Raw genomic sequence first — 20,989 nt, forward strand, 5'->3', positions numbered from 1 at the left:
GCTTACCCATTACGCAGGAGTTGCCATGTTTCCCGAGTACCGCGATCTGATCACCCGCCTCAAGGCAGAAAACAAGACCTTTGCTCACCTGTTCGACGAGCACAATGCGTTGGACCAACGGGTCAAGAACATCGAAGCGCACATCGTGCCGGGCACCGACAGCGAGGTCGAAAACCTGAAAAAGGAAAAGCTGCAGCTCAAGGACCGCCTCTACGCCATGCTCAAGGAAGCATCCGCCGCCTGAGCCTCGGCGCCCCGCTCAGGCGGGGCGCCATTGCGCCTCACCCCGAATATCGCAGACGACGCGCAATCGCCCGCCGAGCGCAGTAAAATGCCGCGCTTCTTCGATGCCCTCCTGCGAGTCCCGCGCCATGAGCACCCCTTACCGCACCGAGCTGCTGTCGCCCGCCGGCACGCTGAAATCCATGCGCTACGCCTTCGCCTACGGCGCCGATGCGGTATACGCCGGGCAGCCGCGTTACAGCCTGCGCGTGCGCAACAACGAGTTCGACCATGCCAACCTCAAGCTCGGCATCGACGAGGCACATGCGCTGGGCAAGCAGTTCTACGTGGTGGTCAACATCGCGCCGCACAATGCCAAGCTGAAGACCTTCATCAAGGACCTGGAGCCGGTCGTGGCGATGGGTCCCGACGCGCTGATCATGTCCGACCCCGGCCTGATCATGCTGGTGCGCCAGCACTTCCCGCAGCAGACCATCCACCTCTCGGTGCAGGCCAACGCGGTCAACTGGGCCACCGTGAAGTTCTGGGAAAGCCAGGGCGTCTCCCGGGTGATCCTTTCCCGTGAGCTGTCGCTGGAGGAGATCGGCGAGATCCGCGAACAGGTGCCGGGCATGGAACTGGAAGTCTTCGTTCACGGCGCGCTGTGCATGGCCTACTCCGGCCGCTGCCTGCTGTCGGGCTATATCAACAAGCGCGACCCCAACCAGGGCAGCTGCACCAACGCCTGCCGTTGGGAATACAAGACCCACGAGGCGAAGGAGAACGAAGTCGGCGACATCGTGCACAAGTACGAACCGATCGTCGTGCAGCCGGCACAAGCTGCCAGCGCCGAGCCGACCCTCGGTGTTGGTGCGCCAACCGACGAAGTGTTCCTGCTCGAGGACAGCAGCCGTCCGGGCGAATTCATGTCCGCCTTCGAGGATGAACACGGCACCTACATCATGAACTCCAAGGACCTGCGTGCCGTGCAGCACGTCGAGCGACTGGTAAAGATGGGCGTGCACTCGCTGAAGATCGAGGGCCGCACCAAGAGCCACTACTACGTGGCACGTACCGCGCAGGTCTATCGCAAGGCCATCGACGATGCCCTCGCCGGCCGGCCGTTCGACAAGTCGCTGATGGACACCCTCGAATCGCTGGCCCACCGCGGCTACACCGAGGGCTTCCTGCGCCGTCACGTGCACGACGAATACCAGAACTACGAACGCGGCTTCTCGCTCTCCGAGCGTCAGCAGTTCGTCGGCGAGCTGACCGGCGAGCGCCGCAACGGCCTGGCCGAGGTGAAGGTGAAGAACCGCTTCGCGGTGGGCGACAGGCTGGAGCTGATGACGCCGCAGGGCAACCTCAACCTGCGCCTGGAGCGGCTGGAGAACAAGCGCAGCGAGGCCATAGAGGTGGCGCCGGGCGACGGCCATACGGTGTACCTGCCGGTGCCGGAAGACATCGATCTGCGCTACGCCCTGCTGATGCGCGAACTGGACGGCAGCACCACGCGCGGCTGAGCCCGGGCTCGGCGTGGCGTTGCGACGCCGCGCCTAGCGCAGCAGCTCCACAAACTGCTCGACCGGCACCGGCGGGCTGAGCAGGTAGCCCTGAATCTCGTCGCAGTGGTTGGCCTTGAGGAAATCCATCTGCGCCTGGGTTTCCACCCCCTCGGCCACCACCTTGCGTTCCAGGCTGTGAACCATGGCGATGATCGCCCGGGTAATCGCCGCGTCCTGACTGGAATGCTCCAGCTCGCAGATGAACGAACGGTCGATCTTCACGTAGTCCACCGGGAAGCGCTTGAGGTAACTCAGTGACGAGAAGCCAGTGCCGAAGTCGTCGATCGCCAGCCGCACACCCAGCGCGCGCAGCTGTTCACTGATGCTGATGGCATTGTCGATATCGTCCAGCAACTGGCTTTCGGTCAGCTCCAGTTCCAGCATCGTCGCCGGCAGCCCGGTTTCCTCCAGCACCTGACGTACCAGACTGACGAAGTTGCCCTGGCGCAACTGCTTGACCGACAGGTTCACTGAAACGCGAATCTCGGCCAATCCTTCCAGCTGCCACTGTCGCGCCTGGCGACAGGCCTCGCGCAGCACGAACTCACCGAGCGGAATGATCAGCCCGGTCTCCTCGGCCAGCGGGATGAACTGTGCCGGCGCAACCAGCCCCAGTTCCGGGTGACGCCAGCGCACCAGCGCCTCGGCGGCTTCCAGGCGGTCATCGGCAAGACTCAGCCGCGGCTGGTAGAACACCTCCAGCTGGCTCAGCTCCAGCGCCTTGCGCAGCTGATTCTCCAGCTGCAGGTAATGCATGCTCGAGGCCTGCGGCCGATCGGTGAAGAACTGCAGGGTGTTGCCGCCCAGGTGCTTGGCCTGCTGCATGGCGCTGTTCGCCTGGCGCAGCAACGCATCGGCGTCACGACTGTTGTCCGGCAACAGGCTGACGCCGATGGAGGCGCTGATCACCAGCTCCTGCTCGCCGATGGTCATCGGCTTGCGGATTCGCTGCAGCAGCCGGCTGCCCAGATGTGCCAGGCTGCTGAGACTGCCGTAGGCATCGAGCAGCACGACGAACTCGTCGCCGGACAGGCGCGCAATGGTGTCGGCTTCGGTCAGCGTCATGGACAGTCGGCGCGAGACTTCGCGCAGCAATGCATCGGCCGCCTCATGCCCTAGGCTTTCATTGAGCAGCTTGAAGCGATCCAGATCGATGTAGAGCACTGCCAGGTTGCGCCCGTTTCGGCGCACGCGCTGACAGGCGTCGTGCAGACGCTCCTTGAACAACCCACGATTGGCCAACCCGGTGAGGTCGTCGTAATGGGTCAGGTAGCGCAGGCGCTCTTCGATCTTGCGCCGCACGCTGAGATCGGAGATGAAGGCGACCACGTGGGTGACACTGTCATCGGCGGCACGCACCTCGCGCAACTGCACCCATTGCGGGTACACCTCGCCGCTCTTGCGCGTCTCGATCAACTCGCCCTGCCAGTGGCCATTACGCTCCAACGCCTCACGCATCGCCTGATACTGGCGCTGGCTCTCCGGCGAGCCGGCGATGCGCGCGATGCTGCGCCCGAGCAGTTCTTCACGGCCATAGCCAGACAGCTCACAGCAGGCGTCATTAACCGCCAGTACCCGGTAATTGGCGTCCATGATCACCATGCCTTCGCTGGCCGCCTCGAACACCGTCGCGGCCAGCCGTTGCTGCTCGGCCTGACGGCGCACATCACTGACGTCGCGACGAGTACCGATCATGCGTAACGCACGGCCGGAGGGGTCGCGCTGGATCACGCGCCCGCGATCTTCTATGAACATTTCGCTGCCGTCGGCGCGCACCGCGCGGAATTCGACGCCATAGAGTTCGGTTTCACCCTTCAGGTGTGCGATCAGCGTGGCGCGTACGGCCTCCAGATCGCTGGGATGAATGTCTGGCAATTGCGCGCCATCCTCGGCGCGACGCTTCTGCAGGCCGATGCCGAAAACGACCTCGAGCCGCGAGTGGTGAACGCGATTGTGCTGCAGGTCCCAGTCCCACAAACCGAGACCGCTGGCATCCAGCGCCAGATTGAGCCGCGCCTCGCTTTCGCCGAGCTCTTCGGCCACCCGGGCAAGCTCTGCGGTCCGCTCAGCCACCCGCTGTTCGAGACTCTCATAGGCGCGCTGCAACTTCTGCTCGGCGTGACGGCGCTGATCAATTTCGTTGGCCAGCATGACGTTCAGCTGCTCCGCATCGCGGCCAACCGTTTCCAGCCGTTCGATCAGCTGCAGCTTGTGCTGGCGCTGCTCCAGACCGTCGCTGAGCAGGCGGCTGATCTGCCAGGCAATCAGGCTGAGCGTCGCCAGGACGATCAGCGCAAACAGGCCCCAGCCCTGCTGCAGCGGATGACCGCTGTTCATCAGCAGCACACCAGTCGGCAGCAGACTCGGCGCCGCGAAACTGAAAAAAGCCGGCAGGCTGACGCCGTAGGCGACGCTGGCAGACACCACCACCGAGCCGATCAATCCATAGAGCAGCGCCTGGGTGGCGAAGGCATCGGCCGGAACCAGCGCAACCATGGCGTAACAGAGACTCAGGGCAGACGCAGCGCTGCCCAGCATGAACCGCCAACGCCAATACGGCGCGGCCTGCTGCATGGGGCTTGCACGATTGAACGCCTTGACCTGCTGCAGCCGTAGCAAACCGAGGCCAAGCATCCACGACAGCCAGATACCAAGCTCGATGCCTGCCTGTTCGCCCCACAGCACAGCGCCACAGGCCAGGGTGGCTAGCACCAGCAGCACGGCTGGAATGCGAGAGCCACGGTAGAGCAGACGCGTACGCTCAGCGGTTTGATCGGAGAGCGCCAGCGCATCTGGAAGAAGCTGTGCCGATGCAGGGCAAGCGGCTCGAATGGAATCGGTCATGATTGTTGTTCTAATAGTAGCTGCACCCGAATTAGTGCTCCTCGGCACCGAACCACTGCCGATAATGGCACGTTGCTAGCGCTGCGTCATACGGCGATACGTCGGAAAAGGCCACCGTCATCACATCCGCCGACCGGCGGAATCGCACTGGAGCGCCCCGCATGGGCGCCCGGCAGTCGCTTTCGCCAAGCCTGCAAACGCCACGACAGCGGACCACAGGGCGAGCGCAGCGCAAGCAATTCCAATAGAATGCCGCGATGCATGACGATCTCTCTCTCCTTCTGAATTCCCTCAACGATGCTCAGCGCCAGGCCGTGGCCGCGCCGCTGGGTCGTCAATTGGTGCTGGCCGGCGCCGGCTCGGGCAAGACCCGCGTCCTGGTGCATCGCATCGCCTGGTTGCACCAGGTTGAACGCGCCTCGCTGCACTCGATCCTGTCGGTGACCTTCACCAACAAGGCTGCCGCCGAGATGCGCCAGCGTATCGAGCAGCTGCTGCACGTCAACCCGCAGGGCATGTGGGTCGGCACGTTCCACGGCCTGGCCCACCGCCTACTGCGGGCGCACTGGCAGGAAGCCAAGCTGGCGCAGAATTTCCAGATTCTCGATTCCGACGACCAGCAGCGCCTGGTCAAGCGGGTGATCCGCGAACTCGGCCTCGACGAGCAGCGCTGGCCGGCACGCCAGGCGCAGTGGTGGATCAACGCGCAAAAGGATGAAGGCCTGCGCCCGCGCAACATCCAGGCCGGCGGCGATCTGTTCCTCGCCACCCAGCTGAAGATCTACGAAGCCTACGAAGAGGCCTGCACCCGCGCTGGCGTCATCGACTTCTCCGAGCTGCTGCTGCGCGCCCTGGACCTGTGGCGCGACCATCCGGGCCTGCTCGAGCACTACCAGCGGCGCTTCCGCCACGTGCTGGTGGACGAGTTCCAGGACACCAACGCCGTGCAGTACGCCTGGCTGCGGCTGCTGGCCAAGGGCGGGGAGAGCCTGATGGTGGTCGGCGACGACGACCAGTCGATCTACGGCTGGCGTGGCGCACGCGTCGAGAACCTGCACCAGTTCAGCCAGGACTTCCCGGACGCCGAAACCATCCGTCTGGAGCAGAACTACCGCTCCACCGCCTGCATCCTCAAGGCCGCCAACGCGCTGATCGCCAACAATCAGGGCCGTCTTGGCAAGGAGCTCTGGACCTCCGGTTGCGAAGGCGAGCCGATCAGCCTGTACGCCGCCTTCAACGAGCACGACGAAGCGCGCTACGTGGTCGAGAGCATCGAGAAGGCCATCCGCGACGGCATGAGCCGCAGCGAGATCGCCATCCTCTACCGCTCCAACGCCCAGTCGCGGGTGCTGGAAGAGGCGCTGCTGCGCGAGAAGATCCCCTACCGCATCTACGGCGGCCAGCGCTTCTTCGAACGCGCCGAGATCAAGAACGCCATGGCCTACCTGCGCCTGATCCAGACCCGCGATAACGACGCGGCGCTGGAACGGGTGATCAACGTTCCGGCGCGCGGCATTGGCGAGAAGACCGTCGAGTGCCTGCGCCAGCTGGCGCGTGAGCAGGGCCTGTCGATGTGGGCGGCGTTGCATCAGGCGGTCGGTACCAAGGCGGTTTCCGGCCGTGCAGCCAGCGCACTGAACGGCTTCGTCGAACTGGTCGACACCCTGGCGCTGAAAGTCGAAGGCATGCAGCTGCACAACATGGCGCAGCTGGTCATCGAGCAGTCCGGGCTGCTGGCCTATCACCGCGACGAGAAGGGCGAGAAGGCCCAGGCGCGGGTGGAAAACCTCGAGGAACTGGTCTCCGCCGCACGTGCCTTCGACAGCTACAGCGAAGAAGACGACGACATCCAGTCGCCGCTGGCGGCTTTCCTCGACCACGCCTCGCTGGAGGCCGGCGAACAGCAGGCCGGCGACCACGAGGACAGCGTGCAGCTGATGACGCTGCACAGCGCCAAGGGTCTGGAGTTTCCGCTGGTGTTCCTGGTCGGCATGGAAGAAGGTCTGTTCCCGCACAAGATGAGCCTGGAGGAATCCGGCCGTCTGGAAGAGGAACGCCGCCTCGCCTACGTCGGCATCACCCGCGCCATGCAGCAGCTGGTGATTACCTACGCCGAAACCCGCCGACTGTACGGCAGCGAGACCTACAACAAGATCTCCCGTTTCGTCCGCGAGGTGCCGCCCGCGCTGATCCAGGAAGTGCGCCTGAGCAATACCGTGACGCGCTCGTTCAGTGGCAAGAGCATGAGCGGCTCCTCGCTGTTCGACGGCGCCGGCGTGCCGGAAACGCCGTTCAGCCTCGGCCAGCGCGTGCGTCATTCGCTGTTCGGCGAAGGCACCATCCTCAACTTCGAAGGCTCCGGCGCTCAGGCCCGGGTGCAGGTGAATTTCGAAGACGAGGGCAGCAAATGGCTGATGCTCAGCTACGCAAAACTTGAAGCCCTGTGAGGTTGACGCTAACGTCAACCCGTCATACCAACCAGCCATTCCTATAAGAAGAATCTTCCAAGGATACCGACCCATGAAACGCCGCCATCTGTTCGGTGCTGCCGCTGCCTTGCTTGCCACCCTCGGCCTTGCCGGTTGCAACGACGACAAGAAAGTCGAAAACGCCGGCCAACAGGCCGCCAGCGAACCCGCCAAGACCTACAGCTGGAAGATGGTCACCGCCTGGCCGAAGAACTATCCGGGCCTCGGCACCGCCGCCGAGCGCCTGGCCGAGCGGGTCAAGGTGATGAGCGACGGCCGCCTGACCATCAAGGTCTATGCGGCCGGCGAACTGGTCCCGGCGCTGGAAGTGTTCGATGCCGTTTCTCGCGGCACCGCCGAACTGGGCCATGGCGCCGCCTACTACTGGAAGGGCAAGGTGCCCACTGCGCAATTCTTCACTTCAGTGCCGTTCGGCCTGTCCGCCATCGAGATGAACGCCTGGCTGAGCAAGGGCGAAGGCCAGAAGTTCTGGGAAGAGGCCTATGCCCCCTTCGGCGTGAAACCGATGGTGGTCGGCAACACCGGCATGCAGATGGGCGGTTGGTACAACAAGGAAATCAATTCGCTGAACGACCTGCGCGGCCTGAAGATCCGCATGCCGGGCCTGGGCGGCGAAGTGCTGGCACGCCTCGGCGCCACCACCGTCAACCTGCCCGGCGGCGAAGTGTTCACCGCGCTGCAGACCGGTGCCATCGACGCCACCGATTGGGTCAGCCCGTACAACGACCTGGCCTTCGGCCTGCACAAGGCTGCCAAGTACTACTACTACCCAGGCTGGCAGGAGCCGCAGGCGGTGCTGGAGCTGCTGGTCAACCAGAAGGCGATGGACACCCTGCCCGAGGACCTGCAGGCCATCCTCACCGAGGCGACCCGCGCGGCCAGCCGCGACATGATGGATGACTACGTCTACAACAACGCCCTGGCCCTGGACCAGCTCAAGCAGCAGGGTGTGCAGCTCAAGCGCTTCCCCGACGAAGTGCTCGGCGCCATGCAGGAGCAATCCGAGCTGGTGCTCGGCGAGCTGGCCGCGCAGAGCGAGCTGAACGGCCGCATCTGGGCATCGATGAAGGCCTTCCAGGAACAGGTCAAGCCGATGCACGAGATCTCCGAGAAGGAGCTGTACAACTGGCGTTGAGCCGGACCTGAAAACGGAGCCGCCTGGCTCCGTTTTCGCATCGTCACCCGCACTGCCGGGCGCGACCAACGGTCGCAAGCAAAAGCCGGTAACATACTGCCCCTGGCCAACCCCTGCCCGCCTCGGCAGGATGGCGCGCGTACTCCACTCTTTTCAGCGGGAACACTCAATGCAACGTGTGCTTAGCATTTTCATGGCGCTGTGTATCAGCCTGACCTTCGCGCTCGACGCCCACGCCAAGCGCTTCGGCGGCGGCAAGAGCTTCGGCTCGGCACCGAGCCACCAGACCCGCCAGGCGCCCCAGCAGACTCAGGCCGCGCCGAATCAGGCAGGCCGTCAGACGCCCGCCGCTGCCAGCGGTGCTTCGCGCTGGCTCGGCCCGTTGGCCGGTCTCGCCGCCGGTGGCCTGCTCGCTTCCATGTTCATGGGCGACGGCTTCGAAGGCATCCAGTTCATGGATATCCTGATCTTCGGCGTGATCGCGTTCCTGCTGTTCCGCTTCCTCGCCGCCCGTCGTCGCCAGCAGCAGCCAGCCATGGCCGGCCATGCACCGATGCAGCGTGAGATGCCGCAGCAGCCGGCGACCTCCATCTTCGGTGGCAGCGCCGCCCCGGTTGCCGCCGCTCCGGTGATCAACGCCCCGGCCTGGTTCAACGAGCAGAGCTTCGTCGCTGCGGCCCGCGAGCATTTCCTGTCGCTGCAGCAGCACTGGGACGCCAACGAGATGGACAAGATCTCCGAGTTCGTCACCCCGCAGCTGCTGGGCTTCCTCAAGCAGGAGCGCGCCGAGATCGGTGATGCTTATCAGTCGACCTACATCGACGACCTGCAGATCCAGCTCGACGGCGTCGACGACGATGCCGAGAAGACCACCGCCACCCTGACCTTCACCGGTGTATCGAAGACCTCGCGCTTCGACCAGGGCGAGCCGTTCAGCGAAAGCTGGCGCATGGAACGTGCCCAGGGCGAGAACCAGCCCTGGCTGGTCGCTGGTATCCGCCAGAACGCCTGATTGGCGTCATGTAGAAAGCCGGTATGCCCAGGGCAGACCACAAACAAACCCCGCCAACTGGCGGGGTTTGTCGTTTCTGAAGCGACGGTGCTGCGATCCACTCAGTAAAGCGGGTCGGCCTCATTCCTTGAGGAAGGCCAGCAGATCGTTGTTGAAGCGCTCCTTGTGGGTGTCGGTCAGGCCGTGCGGTGCACCGGGATAGACGATCAGCTTCGCATTCTTGATCAGTGCTGCGGACGCCTTGCCCGAGCTGTCCAGCGGCACGATCTGGTCATCGTCACCGTGGATCACTAGGGTCGGTACGTCGAACTTCTTCAGATCACCGCGGAAATCGGTGGCCGAGAACGCAGCGATGGAGTCATAGGTGTTCTTGTGGCCAGCCTGCAGACCCTGGGCGCGCCAGTTGTCGATCAGCCCCTGGGATACCTTGGCGCCCGGACGGTTGTAGCCATAGAACGGACCGGAGGCGAGGTCGAGGTACAGCTGCGCGCGATCCTCCAACGATGCCTTGCGGATGCCGTCGAAGACTTCCAGCGGCAGGCCACCCGGGTTATCCGCAGTTTTTAGCATCATCGGCGGCACGGCGCTGACCAGCACGGCCTTCTTGACCCGTTTGGTGCCGTGGCGACCGATGTAGCGCGCCACCTCTCCGCCACCAGTGGAGAAGCCCACCAGCGTGACATCCTTCAGGTCGAGCGCTTCGATCACCGCGGCCAGGTCGTCGGCGTAATGATCCATGTCGTTGCCTTCCCACGGTTGACTGGAGCGGCCATGGCCGCGGCGGTCGTGGGCAACTACGCGATAGCCCTCGGAGGCGAGAAACAGCATCTGCGATTCCCAGCTGTCCGAGTTGAGCGGCCAGCCGTGGCTGAAGGTGACCACCGGGCCGTCCTTCGGGCCCCAGTCCTTGTAGTAGAGCTGCACGCCGTCAGCGGTGGTGATGGTGCTGACGGTGCGGGCACTGGTGATACTGGATGTCGGTTGCGTGGCCTGTTCCGGTTGTGCGGCGAAAACTGGCTGCATCGCGATGGCCAGCAGCGGGAGGGTGAAGGTGCGGATGATGGCATTCATGGCGTGTGTCTCCTGTTCGTAAATACGGTGGGCTGGCTCAGTCGGCGATGATCAGGGTGACGTCGATGTTGCCGCGGGTGGCGTTGGAATAGGGGCAGACCACGTGGGCCTGCTCGACCAGGTTCTGCAGCACGTCGCGGGCGACGCCGGGGGCACTGATTGTGAGCTCGGCTTCAATGCCGAAACCGGTGGGGATCTGGCCGATGCCGACCTTGCCGGTGATGCGTGTGTCGGCCGGCAGGGTGACCTTCTGCTTGCCGGCGACGAACTTCAGCGCGCCGAGAAAGCAGGCCGAGTAGCCGGCAGCGAACAGTTGCTCCGGATTGGTGCCGGGGCCGCCGGCGCCACCCAGTTCACGCGGGGTGGACAGTTGCACGTCGAGCGCTGCGTCAGAGGAGCTGGCGCGACCTTCGCGGCCGCCGGTGGCGGTTGCAGTGGCGGTGTAGAGGATTTTTTCGATGGTCATGGCTACGGTTCCTGTTCTGTTGGTAGGCCAGGGCGTTGTTGCCCGGTGAGAGCTATTCTGCTCACCACGAAAAACTATTGGTGACGTAAAATCCTGAAAACATGATCAGGAGTACGAAGATGGCCGACAGGCTCGCTGCGCTGATGACGCACTTCCCGATGAGCGCACAGGTGTTCAATACCGGGCCGCTGTGCGGCATCAACACGCTGCAAAGCGATGGCATGCACGGACAGCTGCATCTGGTGCGCAGCGGTGCCGTCGAGGTGCATTACGGCAGGGACAAGTTGCAGGTCGAGCGCCCCAGCCTGCTGCTGTTCCCGCGGCCGCTGACGCACCGTTTCCTCGTCGCCCCCGGGCAGAACGCAGATATGGTCTGCGCGAACCTGTCGTTCGAGGGCGGCGCCAGCAACCCCATCGCGTCCGGGTTAGCGGATGCCGTCTGCCTGCCGCTGGACGAGGTATGGGGCGCCGAGCCGGTGCTGACACTGCTGTTCGAAGAAGCCTTCGAGCAGCGCTGCGGCCGCGTGGCAATGGTTGAGCGGCTAATCGAAGTGGTGATGATCCAGGTCCTGCGCCAGCTGATGGAAAGCGATGCGGTGAATGGCGGGCTGTTGTCCGGGCTGGCACATCCACGCCTGCGCAATGCCCTGGTGGCGATGCACGAGGCGCCAGCGCAGGACTGGACGCTCGAACAACTGGCCGGCGTCGCCGGGATGTCGCGTAGCGTGTTCGCCACGGCATTCCGCGAGACGGTCGGCACCACGCCGGGACAGTATCTGCAGGGCTGGCGTGTACGGCTGGCGCAGAAAGCCTTACGCCTTGGGCGTCCGCTGAAGATGATCTCGGCCGAAGTCGGTTATGGCAGCGAAGCTGCGTTTTCCCGAGCCTTCAAGGCACATTCCGGACTGTCCCCACGCGAATGGAAGAATCAGCTGTCCATGCCGGCGAATTCCTGAACGCAGCGCAAACACTGACTTGGATGGCGGAGTGCAGTGGCACGAGCAGTAAATTGGCGGCAGTAATCCTTCGCTTTGCGGAACTTTGACTAAGCTCCTTGGCAGACGCCGACAACGTATCGGCGTCCAAGCCTGATAAGAAGGAGAACCTCCGATGGATATGAACCGTCGACAGTTCTTCAAGGTCTGCGGTGTGGGCCTTGGGGCGTCGAGCATGGCGGCATTGGGCATGGCCCCGCCGACGGCGTATGCCGAGTCGATCCGGCATTTCAAACTGACCAACACCCGTGAAACGCGCAACACCTGCCCCTACTGCTCCGTCGGCTGCGGACTGATCCTCTACAGCCAGGGCAGCGGCGGCAAGAACGTCGCGCAGAACATCATCCACATCGAAGGCGACTCCGATCACCCGGTCAACCGCGGCACCCTGTGCCCGAAAGGCGCTGGCCTGCTGGACTTCGTCCACAGCCCCAACCGCCTGACCCACCCGGAGGTCCGCGAGGCCGGCAGCAACGAGTGGAAGCGCATCGAGTGGAGCGACGCCCTCGACCGCATCGCCCGGCTGATGAAGGACGACCGCGATGCCAACTTCATCGAGCGCAACGACAAGGGCCAGACGGTCAATCGCTGGCTGACTACCGGTTTCCTCGCCGCCTCGGCTTCATCCAACGAGGCCGGCTATATCACCCACAAGGTGGTTCGATCACTCGGCATACTGGCGTTCGATAACCAGGCACGTGTCTGACACGGCCCGACGGTGGCAAGTCTTGCCCCGACGTTTGGCCGTGGAGCCATGACCAATCACTGGAGTGATATCCAGAACGCCGATCTGGTCCTGATCATGGGCGGTAACGCCGCCGAAGCGCACCCGTGCGGCTTCAAGTGGGTCACCGAAGCCAAGGCGCGCAACAAGGCGCGGTTGGTGGTGGTCGATCCGCGCTTCACCCGTTCGGCCTCGGTGGCCGACCTGTATGCACCGATCCGCACCGGCACCGACATCGCCTTTCTCGGCGGGCTGATCAACTACCTGCTGGAAAACGACAAGATCCAGCACGAGTACGTGGTCAACTACACCGATGTCTCGTTCATCGTGAAGGAAGGCTTCGGCTTCGAGGATGGCCTGTTCAACGGCTACGACGCCGAGAAACGCAGCTATCCGGACAAGTCTGCCTGGAGCTATGAGCTGGACGAGGACGGCTTCGCCCGCGTCGACAAGAGCCTCACCCACCCGCGCTGCGTGTTCAATCTGCTCAAGCAGCACTACAGCCGCTATACGCCGGAGGTGGTCAGCAACATCTGCGGCACGCCGCAGGAAAAGATGTTGCAGGTCTGGGAAACCATTGCCGAGACCTCGGCGTCGGGCAAGGTCATGACCATCATGTACGCCTTAGGCTGGACGCAGCACTCGGTGGGTTCGCAGATGATCCGCACCGGCGCCATGGTGCAGCTGCTGCTCGGCAACATCGGCATGCCTGGCGGCGGCATGAATGCCCTGCGCGGGCACTCCAACATCCAGGGGCTGACCGATCTGGGACTGCTCTCCAACCTGCTACCGGGCTACATGACCCTGCCGCTCGACGCCGAACAGGACTACACGGCCTACATCGCCAAGCGCACCGCCAAGCCGCTGCGGCCGGGGCAGCTGTCCTACTGGCAGCACTACGAGAAATTCCACGTCAGCCTGATGAAGGCCTGGTACGGCAAGAACGCCACGGCGGAGAACAACTGGGGCTACGACTGGCTGCCGAAGCTGGATATTCCCGGCTACGACGTGCTCAAGGTGTTCGACATGATGTACCAGGGACAGGTGAACGGTTATTTCTGCCAGGGCTTCAACCCCATCGCCTCGTTCCCTAACAAGGCCAAGGTCAGTGCCGCGCTGGCCAAACTCAAGTACCTGGTGATCATGGACCCGCTGGCCACAGAGACCTCGGAGTTCTGGCGCAACGCCGGCGAGTACAACGACGTCGACACCGCCAGCATCCAGACCACGGTGTTCCGCCTGCCGACCACCTGCTTCGCCGAGGAGGACGGGTCGCTGGTCAACAGCAGCCGCTGGCTGCAATGGCACTGGAAGGCCGCCGAGCCGCCCGGCCAGGCGCAGACCGACGTGGTGATCATGGGCGGTCTGTTCCACCGGCTGCGCGAGCTGTATCGCAAGGAAGGCGGCGCCTATGCCGAACCGCTGCTCAATATCGACTGGGGCTACCGCCAACCGGAAGAGCCGACTGCAGAGGAAATCGCCCAGGAGTACAACGGCAAGGCGCTGGCCGACGTCTTCGACCTGCAGACCGGCGCTCAGCTGGCCAAGGCCGGCGAGCAGTTGCCCGGCTTCGGCCTGCTGCGCGCCGACGGCAGCACTTCGTGTGGTTGCTGGATCTTCAGCGGCGCCTGGACCCAGGCCGGCAACCAGATGGCCCGGCGCGACAACGCCGACCCCTACGGCATGGGCCAGACGCTGGGCTGGGCGTGGTCCTGGCCGGCCAACCGGCGAATCCTCTACAACCGCGCCTCGGCCGATCCGGCAGGCAACCCCTGGGATAAGCAGAAAAAGCGCCTGGTCTGGTGGGACGGCGGCAAATGGGGCGGCACCGACGTGCCGGACTTCAAGGTCGACTCAAAGCCCGAGGACGGCATGAACCCGTTCATCATGAACCCCGAAGGGGTGGCGCGGCTGTTCGCCGTGGACAAGATGAACGAGGGGCCATTCCCCGAGCATTACGAGCCGTTCGAGACGCCAATCGGTCGCAACCCGCTGCATCCCGACAACGCGCAGGCGATCAGCAACCCCGCCGCACGGGTGTTCAAGAACGACATGGAGCTGTTCGGCACCGCGGAGGACTTCCCTTACGCGGCTACCACCTACCGGCTCACGGAGCACTTCCACTTCTGGACCAAGCATTGCCGGCTCAATGCGATCACCCAGCCCGAGCAGTTCGTCGAGATCGGCGAAGTGCTGGCCAAGGAACTGGGCATCGTCGCCGGCGAGCGGGTCAAGGTGTCGTCCAACCGCGGCTATATCAAGGCGGTAGCGGTGGTGACCAAGCGCATCAAGCCGCTGACCGTGGACGGGCAGACGGTGCACCAGATCGGCATCCCGCTGCACTGGGGCTTCGCCGGGGTGGCGCGCAATGGCTACCTGACCAACACGCTGACGCCGTTCGTCGGTGACGCCAACACCCAGACGCCGGAGTTCAAGTCGTTCCTGGTCAACGTGGAGAAGGCATGATGGCTACTCAAGACGTGATTGCCCGCTCCGCCACGACCACCGAGCGGCCGTCGATCCGCGAGATCGGCGAAGTGGCGAAACTGATCGACACCTCCAAGTGCATCGGCTGCAAGGCGTGCCAGGTGGCGTGCTCGGAATGGAACGACCTGCGTGACGACGTCGGCACCAGCAACGGGACCTACGACAACCCGATCGACCTCACCGCCGAGTCCTGGACGGTGATGAAGTTCGCCGAGTACGAGAACCCCGGCAGCGGCAACCTCGAGTGGCTGATCCGCAAAGACGGCTGCATGCACTGCGCCGACCCGGGCTGCCTCAAGGCCTGCCCGGCACCGGGGGCGATCGTGAAGTACGCCAACGGCATCGTCGACTTCAACCAGGACCACTGTATCGGCTGCGGCTACTGCATCACCGGTTGCCCGTTCGACATCCCGCGCATCTCCGAGAAGGACAAGAAAGCCTACAAGTGCACGCTCTGTTCCGACCGCGTATCGGTCGGCCTGGAGCCGGCCTGCGTGAAGACCTGCCCCACCGGGGCGATCGTCTTCGGCAGCAAGGAGGACATGAAGGAGCATGCCGCCGGGCGCATTGCCGATCTCAAGGAGCGCGGTTTCGACCAGGCCGGCCTGTACGACCCCGATGGCGTCGGCGGTACGCACGTGATGTACGTGCTGCACCATGCCGATCAGCCCTCGCTGTACAGCGACCTGCCGAACGAGCCGACCATCAGCCCGCTGGTCAGCCTGTGGAAAGGCGTGACCAAGCCCCTCGCCCTGCTGGGCATGGGCGCGGCGGTGCTGGCCGGCTTCTTCCATTACACGCGGGTCGGCCCGATCCGCGTCGAGGAAGACGAGGACAAGACCGAACTCAGCGAGCCCGTGGTGCACCAGGTCGATCCTTCGGTGCATGTGGTCGATCCCAAGGAGCCGCGACCCTGACCGCGCGGCCCCGTTCGCGGGCCGCCCTCGGAGTCCGCTCGCTCAAGGAGTCAACGATGAACAACAACGAGATCGAACGCTACAACCCCTCGCAACGGACCAACCACTGGATCGTTGCGATTCTCTTCGTGCTCGCCGCGCTGTCCGGCCTGGCACTGTTCCATCCGGCGCTTTTCGGCCTCTCCGGGCTGTTCGGCGGCGGCACCTGGACGCGCATCCTGCACCCCTTCATCGGGGTCGCGATGTTCGTCTTCTTCCTCTGGCTGGCGATCCGCTTCGCCGGGCACAACCGCATCGAGGCGAGGGATCGCCAGTGGCTCAGGCAGATCAACGACGTGGTGCACAACCGCGAAGACAGACTACCGGAAGTCGGCCGCTACAACGCCGGGCAGAAGGTGCTGTTCTGGGTGCTGATCCTCAGCATGCTGGTGCTGCTGCTCAGCGGCATCGTCATCTGGCGCGAGTACTTCAGCAGCTTCTTCGGCATCGTCTCGTTGCGCTGGGCCAGCCTGCTGCATGCCATCGCCGCCTTCGTGCTGATCGTCAGCATCATCGTGCACATCTACGCCGCCATCTGGATCAAGGGTTCGATGGGTTCGATGCTCTATGGCACCGTCAGCCGCGCCTGGGCACGCAAGCACCATCCAGCCTGGTACCGGGAGATCACCGAACGCAAATAAGCGGCACCGCTGTTCAACCGGAGATTCCCGCGCCGCGCGGGAATCTTCGGCGACGCGCACCATCGAAAGCCGAGCGACAACCGCTGACGGACTATGCTGTTCGGCATAACCACAAGAAAAGGAGTCCTGCGTGGCAGGCACCATTCTAGAGCCCGGGCAGATCGAAGCCGCGGCCAGCAAACCACCCTTCACCAACCTGCCGCCGCGCGATCTATTCGCTCTGCGCAGCGAACGTTTCAGCAAGCTCGCTGAAGGCCATCCATTCGCCGACTACCTGCGCCTGCTGGCCGCGGTCTGCCAGGCGCAACAGCAGGTGCTGGACAACCCGCCGGCAATGCCACCGCTGAACGAACACCGCACCCGTGAAAGCCTCAAACACAATCTGCCGCCGCTGGCTGCCGACACCCTGGTCCGCGACGATGCCTGGCTGACGATGCTGGATGCCTGGCTGGATGCCTTCGTGGTGCCGGAAAATCCCGCGGTAGTCGCGGCCATCAGGCAACTGCGCGAGGCCGAGAGCGGCCAGCGCAAGGCCTGGGCCGTGGCACTGGTCAGCGGCCAGTACGACAGCCTGCCGCCGGCGCTGGTGCCCTTTCTCGGCGCCGCCCTGCAACTGGCGTGGAGCCACTGGCTGCTGCAGCTCGACCTCTCCGACCTGCGCGAGCGCGAAGACCAGGCCCTCTGCCCCTGCTGCGGCGCGCCACCCATGGCCGGCATCATCCGTCATCGCGGCCAGCTCAACGGCCTGCGCTATCTTGTCTGCTCGCTGTGTGCCTGCGAGTGGCATTACGTGCGCGTCAAATGCAGCCACTGCCGCAGCACCAAGAAGCTCGACTACCTGCACTTCGAAGGCTCGCCTCAGGGCGTCAAGGCCGAGGTCTGCCCCGAGTGCAACAGCTACCTCAAGCAGCTCTATCTCGACCTGGCGCCGGATGGTGAAAGCCTCTCCGCCGACCTCGCCACGCTGGACCTGGACATGCTGCTAGCCGAGCAGGGCTTCCAGCGTCACGCGCCCAATCTGCTGCTGGCACCGGGGGGCGATGCATGAGCAGCAGCCACCTGCCCTCGGTCGACAAGCTGCTGCGTGACCCGGCCTGCCAGCCGCTGCAGCAGCGTTACGGCCGCCAGGCGTTGCTGAGCACCCTGCGCGACCTGCTCGATGAACTGCGCGAGCCGGCCCGCAATGGCCAGCTGGCCGCACTGGAACTGTCCGAAGCGGTGCTCGCCGGGCGCGCTGGCGAGCGGCTGGCCAACCAGCACCGCAGCCGCGTGCGCCGCGTGTTCAACCTCACCGGCACGGTGCTGCACACCAACCTCGGCCGCGCCCTGTTGCCGGATGAAGCCATCGAGGCAATCACCCTAGCCGCGCGCTACCCGCTCAATCTGGAATTCGATCTAGCCACCGGCAAGCGCGGCGATCGCGACGACCTCATCGAAGGACTGATCCGCGAGCTGACCGGCGCCGAGGCCGTCACCGTGGTCAACAACAACGCCGCCGCCGTACTGCTGGCCTTGAACAGCCTCGGCGCACGCAAGGAAGGCATCATTTCCCGCGGCGAGCTGATCGAGATCGGCGGTGCCTTTCGCATCCCCGACATCATGGCCCGCGCCGGCGTGAAGCTGCATGAAGTCGGCACCACCAACCGCACCCACGCCAAGGATTACGAAGCGGCGATCAACCCGCGCTCGGGCCTGCTGATGCGTGTGCACACTAGCAACTACAGCGTGCAGGGTTTCACTGCCAGCGTCGCCACCGCCGAGCTGGCGCGCATCGCCCATGCCCACGATCTGCCGTTGCTGGAAGATCTGGGCAGTGGCAGCCTGCTCGACCTCTCGCGCTGGGGCCTGCCCAAGGAGCCGACGGTGCAGGAAGCGCTGCGTGACGGCGCCGACATCGTCACCTTCAGCGGCGACAAGCTGCTCGGCGGCCCGCAGGCCGGGCTTATCGTCGGCAGCAAGGCGCTGATCCAGAAGATCAAGAAGAACCCGCTCAAGCGCGCCCTGCGCGTGGACAAGCTGACCCTTGCGGCGCTGGAAGCGGTGCTCAACCTCTATCGCGACCCCGACCGCCTGGCCGAACGCCTCACCAGCCTGCGCCTGCTCAGCCGCCCGCAGACGGAGATCCGCGCCCAGGCCGAACGCATCGCCCCGGCGCTGACCGCCGTGCTCGGGGAAAGCTGGAGTGTCGCCGTTGTGGATGCCCTGGGCATGATCGGCAGCGGCGCGCAGCCGGTGGCACGCCTGCCCAGCGCCGCCCTGTGCATCCGCCCGCAGCAGCCCAAGCGCCTGCGCGGCCGCAGCCTGCGCCAGCTGGAAGAAGCCCTGCGCTGCCTGCCGATTCCGGTGCTCGGGCGCATCGATGACGACGCCCTCTGGCTCGACCTGCGCCAGCTCGACGCCGAGCCGGCCTTCCTTCAGCAACTACCGCAACTGCAAGAGGAGATGGCCCGTTGATCGTCGGGACCGCCGGCCACATCGACCATGGCAAGACCGCACTGCTGCAAGCCCTCACCGGGCAACAGGGCGACCGCCGCCGCGAGGAGCGCGAGCGCGGCATCACCATCGACCTCGGCTACGTCTACGCCAACCTCGGTGAAGGCAGCCTTACCGGCTTTATCGACGTGCCGGGCCATGAGCGTTTCGTGCACAACATGCTGGCCGGCGCCAGCGGCATCGACTGCGTGTTGCTGGTGGTGGCTGCCGATGACGGTGTGATGCCGCAGACCCGCGAGCACCTGGCCATCGTCGAGCTGCTCGGCATCCGCCGGGCACTGGTGGCGCTGACCAAGATCGACCGCGTGGAGCCGGCGCGCATCGCCGAAGTCGAGCAACAGATCGGAAACCTGCTGGCCGCCGGGCCACTGGCCGGCGCGCCGATCTTTCCGGTGTCCAGCATCCGCGGCGATGGCATCGACGCCCTGCGCGTCGCGCTGATCGACGAAGCCGCACGCACCGCCGCCCGCAGCGACAGCGGGCACTTCAGGCTGGCCATTGATCGTGCCTTCAGCGTTACCGGCGCCGGGGTGGTGGTCACCGGCACCGCGTTTGCCGGGCGCGTGCGCATCGGCGACGAACTACTGCTCGGCCCCACCGGCAAACGTGTGCGCGTCCGCGGCCTGCATGCGCAGAATCGTGAAGCGGGCGAAGCCCATGCCGGCCAGCGGGTGGCACTGAATCTTGCCGGCGAGCGCCTGGCCGTCGAGCAGATCCATCGCGGCGATTGGCTGCTGCACCCCTTGCTGCATGCACCCACGCAACGCATCGATATCGACCTCCAGCTGCTGCCCGGCGAAGCCCACGAACTCAAGCACTGGACGCCGGTGCACGTGCACCTCGGCGCCCAGGACGTCACAGCGCGTATCGCCCTGCTCGAAGATGCGAGCATGGCCCCGGGCGAGCACGCCTTTGCCCAACTGCTGCTGAATGCACCGAGCCACGCCGTGCATGGCGACCGTATCGTCCTGCGCGATCAGTCCGCCCAGCGCACCCTCGGCGGTGGTCGCGTGCTCGACCCGTACGCACCACCGCGCAATCGCCGCCGCGCCGCACGGCTGGAACAACTTCGCGCCCTCGACCAGCCGAGCCTGGAGCAGGCATTGCCGCCGCTGCTCGCCAGCGCCACCAACGGCTTCGACCCGCAAAGCCTGGAACGCCAGTTCAACCGCCCGCGCGACGGCTGGCAGCTCCCGCAAGGCGTACTGGAAGTCGGCACCCGACTCGGCCCACGACTGTTCGATCACGCCCGCTGGAGCGAACTCGAAGCCACCCTGCTCACCGCTCTGCAGCGTTTTCACGAAGAACAACCCGACGAACTCGGCCCCGACCGCGACCGCCTGCGTCGCTACGCCCTGCCGCAGCTGGAGCGGCCGGTGTTCATCGCCCTGCTGGAACAGGCACTGGCCACCGGCCGCATCGAAACCAGCGGCCCGTGGCTGCACCGCCCCGATCACCGGGTGCGCCTGAGCGATGCGGAAGAAGCTTTGAAGGAACGCCTGTGGCCACTGCTCGAAGCCGGCCACTTCGACCCACCTTGGGTCCGCGACCTGGCCCGCGACCTCGGCGTCGACGAAACACGGATGCGCAACCTGCTACGCAAGCTCGCCCGCCTCGGTCTGCTGCAACAGGTGGTGAAAGATTTGTTCTATCCCGAGTTCACCATTCGCCAACTTGCGGGGCATGTACTGCAACTGGAAGCACAAAGCGGCGTAATCCGCGCCGCCGCCTTCCGCGACCGCATCCAGCTCGGCCGCAAACGCAGCATCCAACTGCTCGAACACTTCGACCGCATCGGCCTCACCCGCCGCTTCGGCAACGAACGCAAAGTCCGCCAGGACAGCGCCTTGGCGATACAGTCAGGCCTGGGGTAGGCTGGTCGCCGCTTC

15 protein-coding genes are annotated in these 20,989 nt (G+C 64.8%); 12 read left to right on the forward strand and 3 right to left on the reverse strand.

Annotated elements, in window-relative coordinates; translation table 11 throughout:
- Positions 1-25: 25 nt before the first annotated feature.
- Positions 26-244, forward strand: coding sequence for an HP1242/YdcH family protein (locus tag UIB01_RS20470; RefSeq protein WP_038664598.1), 219 nt, complete (start codon positions 26-28; stop codon positions 242-244).
- A 127-nt stretch (positions 245-371) separates the two neighbouring features.
- Positions 372-1,745 (forward strand): prephenate-dependent tRNA uridine(34) hydroxylase TrhP, encoded by a 1,374-nt coding sequence (trhP, locus tag UIB01_RS20475; protein WP_038664601.1) that lies wholly within the window; start codon positions 372-374, stop codon positions 1,743-1,745.
- A gap of 33 nt (positions 1,746-1,778) precedes the next feature.
- Here the strand turns inward: trhP and UIB01_RS20480 are convergent, their stop codons facing one another.
- Positions 1,779-4,631 (reverse strand): putative bifunctional diguanylate cyclase/phosphodiesterase, encoded by a 2,853-nt coding sequence (locus UIB01_RS20480; protein ID WP_038664604.1) that lies wholly within the window; start codon positions 4,629-4,631, stop codon positions 1,779-1,781.
- A gap of 257 nt (positions 4,632-4,888) precedes the next feature.
- On the opposite strand from UIB01_RS20480, the gene uvrD reads away from it, so the two are divergent.
- The 3 genes from uvrD (at position 4,889) to UIB01_RS20495 (ending at position 9,267) form a co-directional block, all read left to right on the forward strand.
- Positions 4,889-7,078 (forward strand): DNA helicase II, encoded by a 2,190-nt coding sequence (gene uvrD, locus UIB01_RS20485; RefSeq protein WP_038664607.1) that lies wholly within the window; start codon positions 4,889-4,891, stop codon positions 7,076-7,078.
- Between the two features lie 73 nt (positions 7,079-7,151).
- On the forward strand, positions 7,152-8,255 hold the full coding sequence (locus UIB01_RS20490; RefSeq protein WP_038664608.1) for a TRAP transporter substrate-binding protein: 1,104 nt from the start codon (positions 7,152-7,154) through the stop codon (positions 8,253-8,255).
- A gap of 169 nt (positions 8,256-8,424) precedes the next feature.
- Positions 8,425-9,267: a Tim44 domain-containing protein gene (locus UIB01_RS20495; protein ID WP_038664612.1), complete on the forward strand. Its 843-nt coding sequence runs from the start codon at positions 8,425-8,427 to the stop codon at positions 9,265-9,267.
- A gap of 120 nt (positions 9,268-9,387) precedes the next feature.
- Here the strand turns inward: UIB01_RS20495 and UIB01_RS20500 are convergent, their stop codons facing one another.
- Both UIB01_RS20500 and UIB01_RS20505 read right to left on the reverse strand, forming a co-directional pair.
- A complete protein-coding gene (locus tag UIB01_RS20500; protein WP_038664615.1) occupies positions 9,388-10,338 on the reverse strand; it encodes an alpha/beta fold hydrolase in 951 nt (316 codons plus the stop codon).
- Positions 10,339-10,375: 37 nt separating this feature from the next.
- A complete protein-coding gene (locus UIB01_RS20505; RefSeq protein ID WP_038664618.1) occupies positions 10,376-10,804 on the reverse strand; it encodes an organic hydroperoxide resistance protein in 429 nt (142 codons plus the stop codon).
- 119 nt (positions 10,805-10,923) lie between these two features.
- On the opposite strand from UIB01_RS20505, the gene UIB01_RS20510 reads away from it, so the two are divergent.
- The 7 genes from UIB01_RS20510 to selB all read left to right on the forward strand — a co-directional run bounded on the left by UIB01_RS20510 (position 10,924) and on the right by selB (position 20,974).
- Positions 10,924-11,760, forward strand: coding sequence for an AraC family transcriptional regulator (locus tag UIB01_RS20510; RefSeq protein ID WP_038664621.1), 837 nt, complete (start codon positions 10,924-10,926; stop codon positions 11,758-11,760).
- Between the two features lie 154 nt (positions 11,761-11,914).
- Positions 11,915-14,989, forward strand: coding sequence for a formate dehydrogenase-N subunit alpha (fdnG, locus tag UIB01_RS20520; RefSeq protein WP_146031063.1), 3,075 nt, complete (start codon positions 11,915-11,917; stop codon positions 14,987-14,989).
- Positions 14,989-15,927 (forward strand): formate dehydrogenase subunit beta, encoded by a 939-nt coding sequence (gene fdxH, locus UIB01_RS20525; protein WP_038664631.1) that lies wholly within the window; start codon positions 14,989-14,991, stop codon positions 15,925-15,927. The genes fdnG and fdxH overlap by 1 nt, the downstream gene beginning before the upstream one ends.
- Before the next feature lie 56 nt (positions 15,928-15,983).
- Complete coding sequence (locus tag UIB01_RS20530; RefSeq protein ID WP_015278740.1) at positions 15,984-16,607, forward strand: formate dehydrogenase subunit gamma; 624 nt, start codon at positions 15,984-15,986, stop codon at positions 16,605-16,607.
- Between the two features lie 130 nt (positions 16,608-16,737).
- The gene (fdhE, locus tag UIB01_RS20535) at positions 16,738-17,655 is read left to right on the forward strand and encodes a formate dehydrogenase accessory protein FdhE (RefSeq protein WP_038664638.1); all 918 of its coding nucleotides are present in this window, start codon (positions 16,738-16,740) and stop codon (positions 17,653-17,655) included.
- On the forward strand, positions 17,652-19,061 hold the full coding sequence (gene selA, locus UIB01_RS20540) for an L-seryl-tRNA(Sec) selenium transferase (RefSeq protein WP_038664640.1): 1,410 nt from the start codon (positions 17,652-17,654) through the stop codon (positions 19,059-19,061). Before fdhE ends, selA begins: the two co-directional genes overlap by 4 nt.
- Complete coding sequence (selB, locus tag UIB01_RS20545) at positions 19,058-20,974, forward strand: selenocysteine-specific translation elongation factor (RefSeq protein ID WP_038664642.1); 1,917 nt, start codon at positions 19,058-19,060, stop codon at positions 20,972-20,974. The genes selA and selB overlap by 4 nt, the downstream gene beginning before the upstream one ends.
- Positions 20,975-20,989: the final 15 nt, after the last annotated feature.

This window comes from Stutzerimonas decontaminans, assembly GCF_000661915.1.
GTDB classification, from domain to species: Bacteria; Pseudomonadota; Gammaproteobacteria; order Pseudomonadales; family Pseudomonadaceae; genus Stutzerimonas; species Stutzerimonas decontaminans.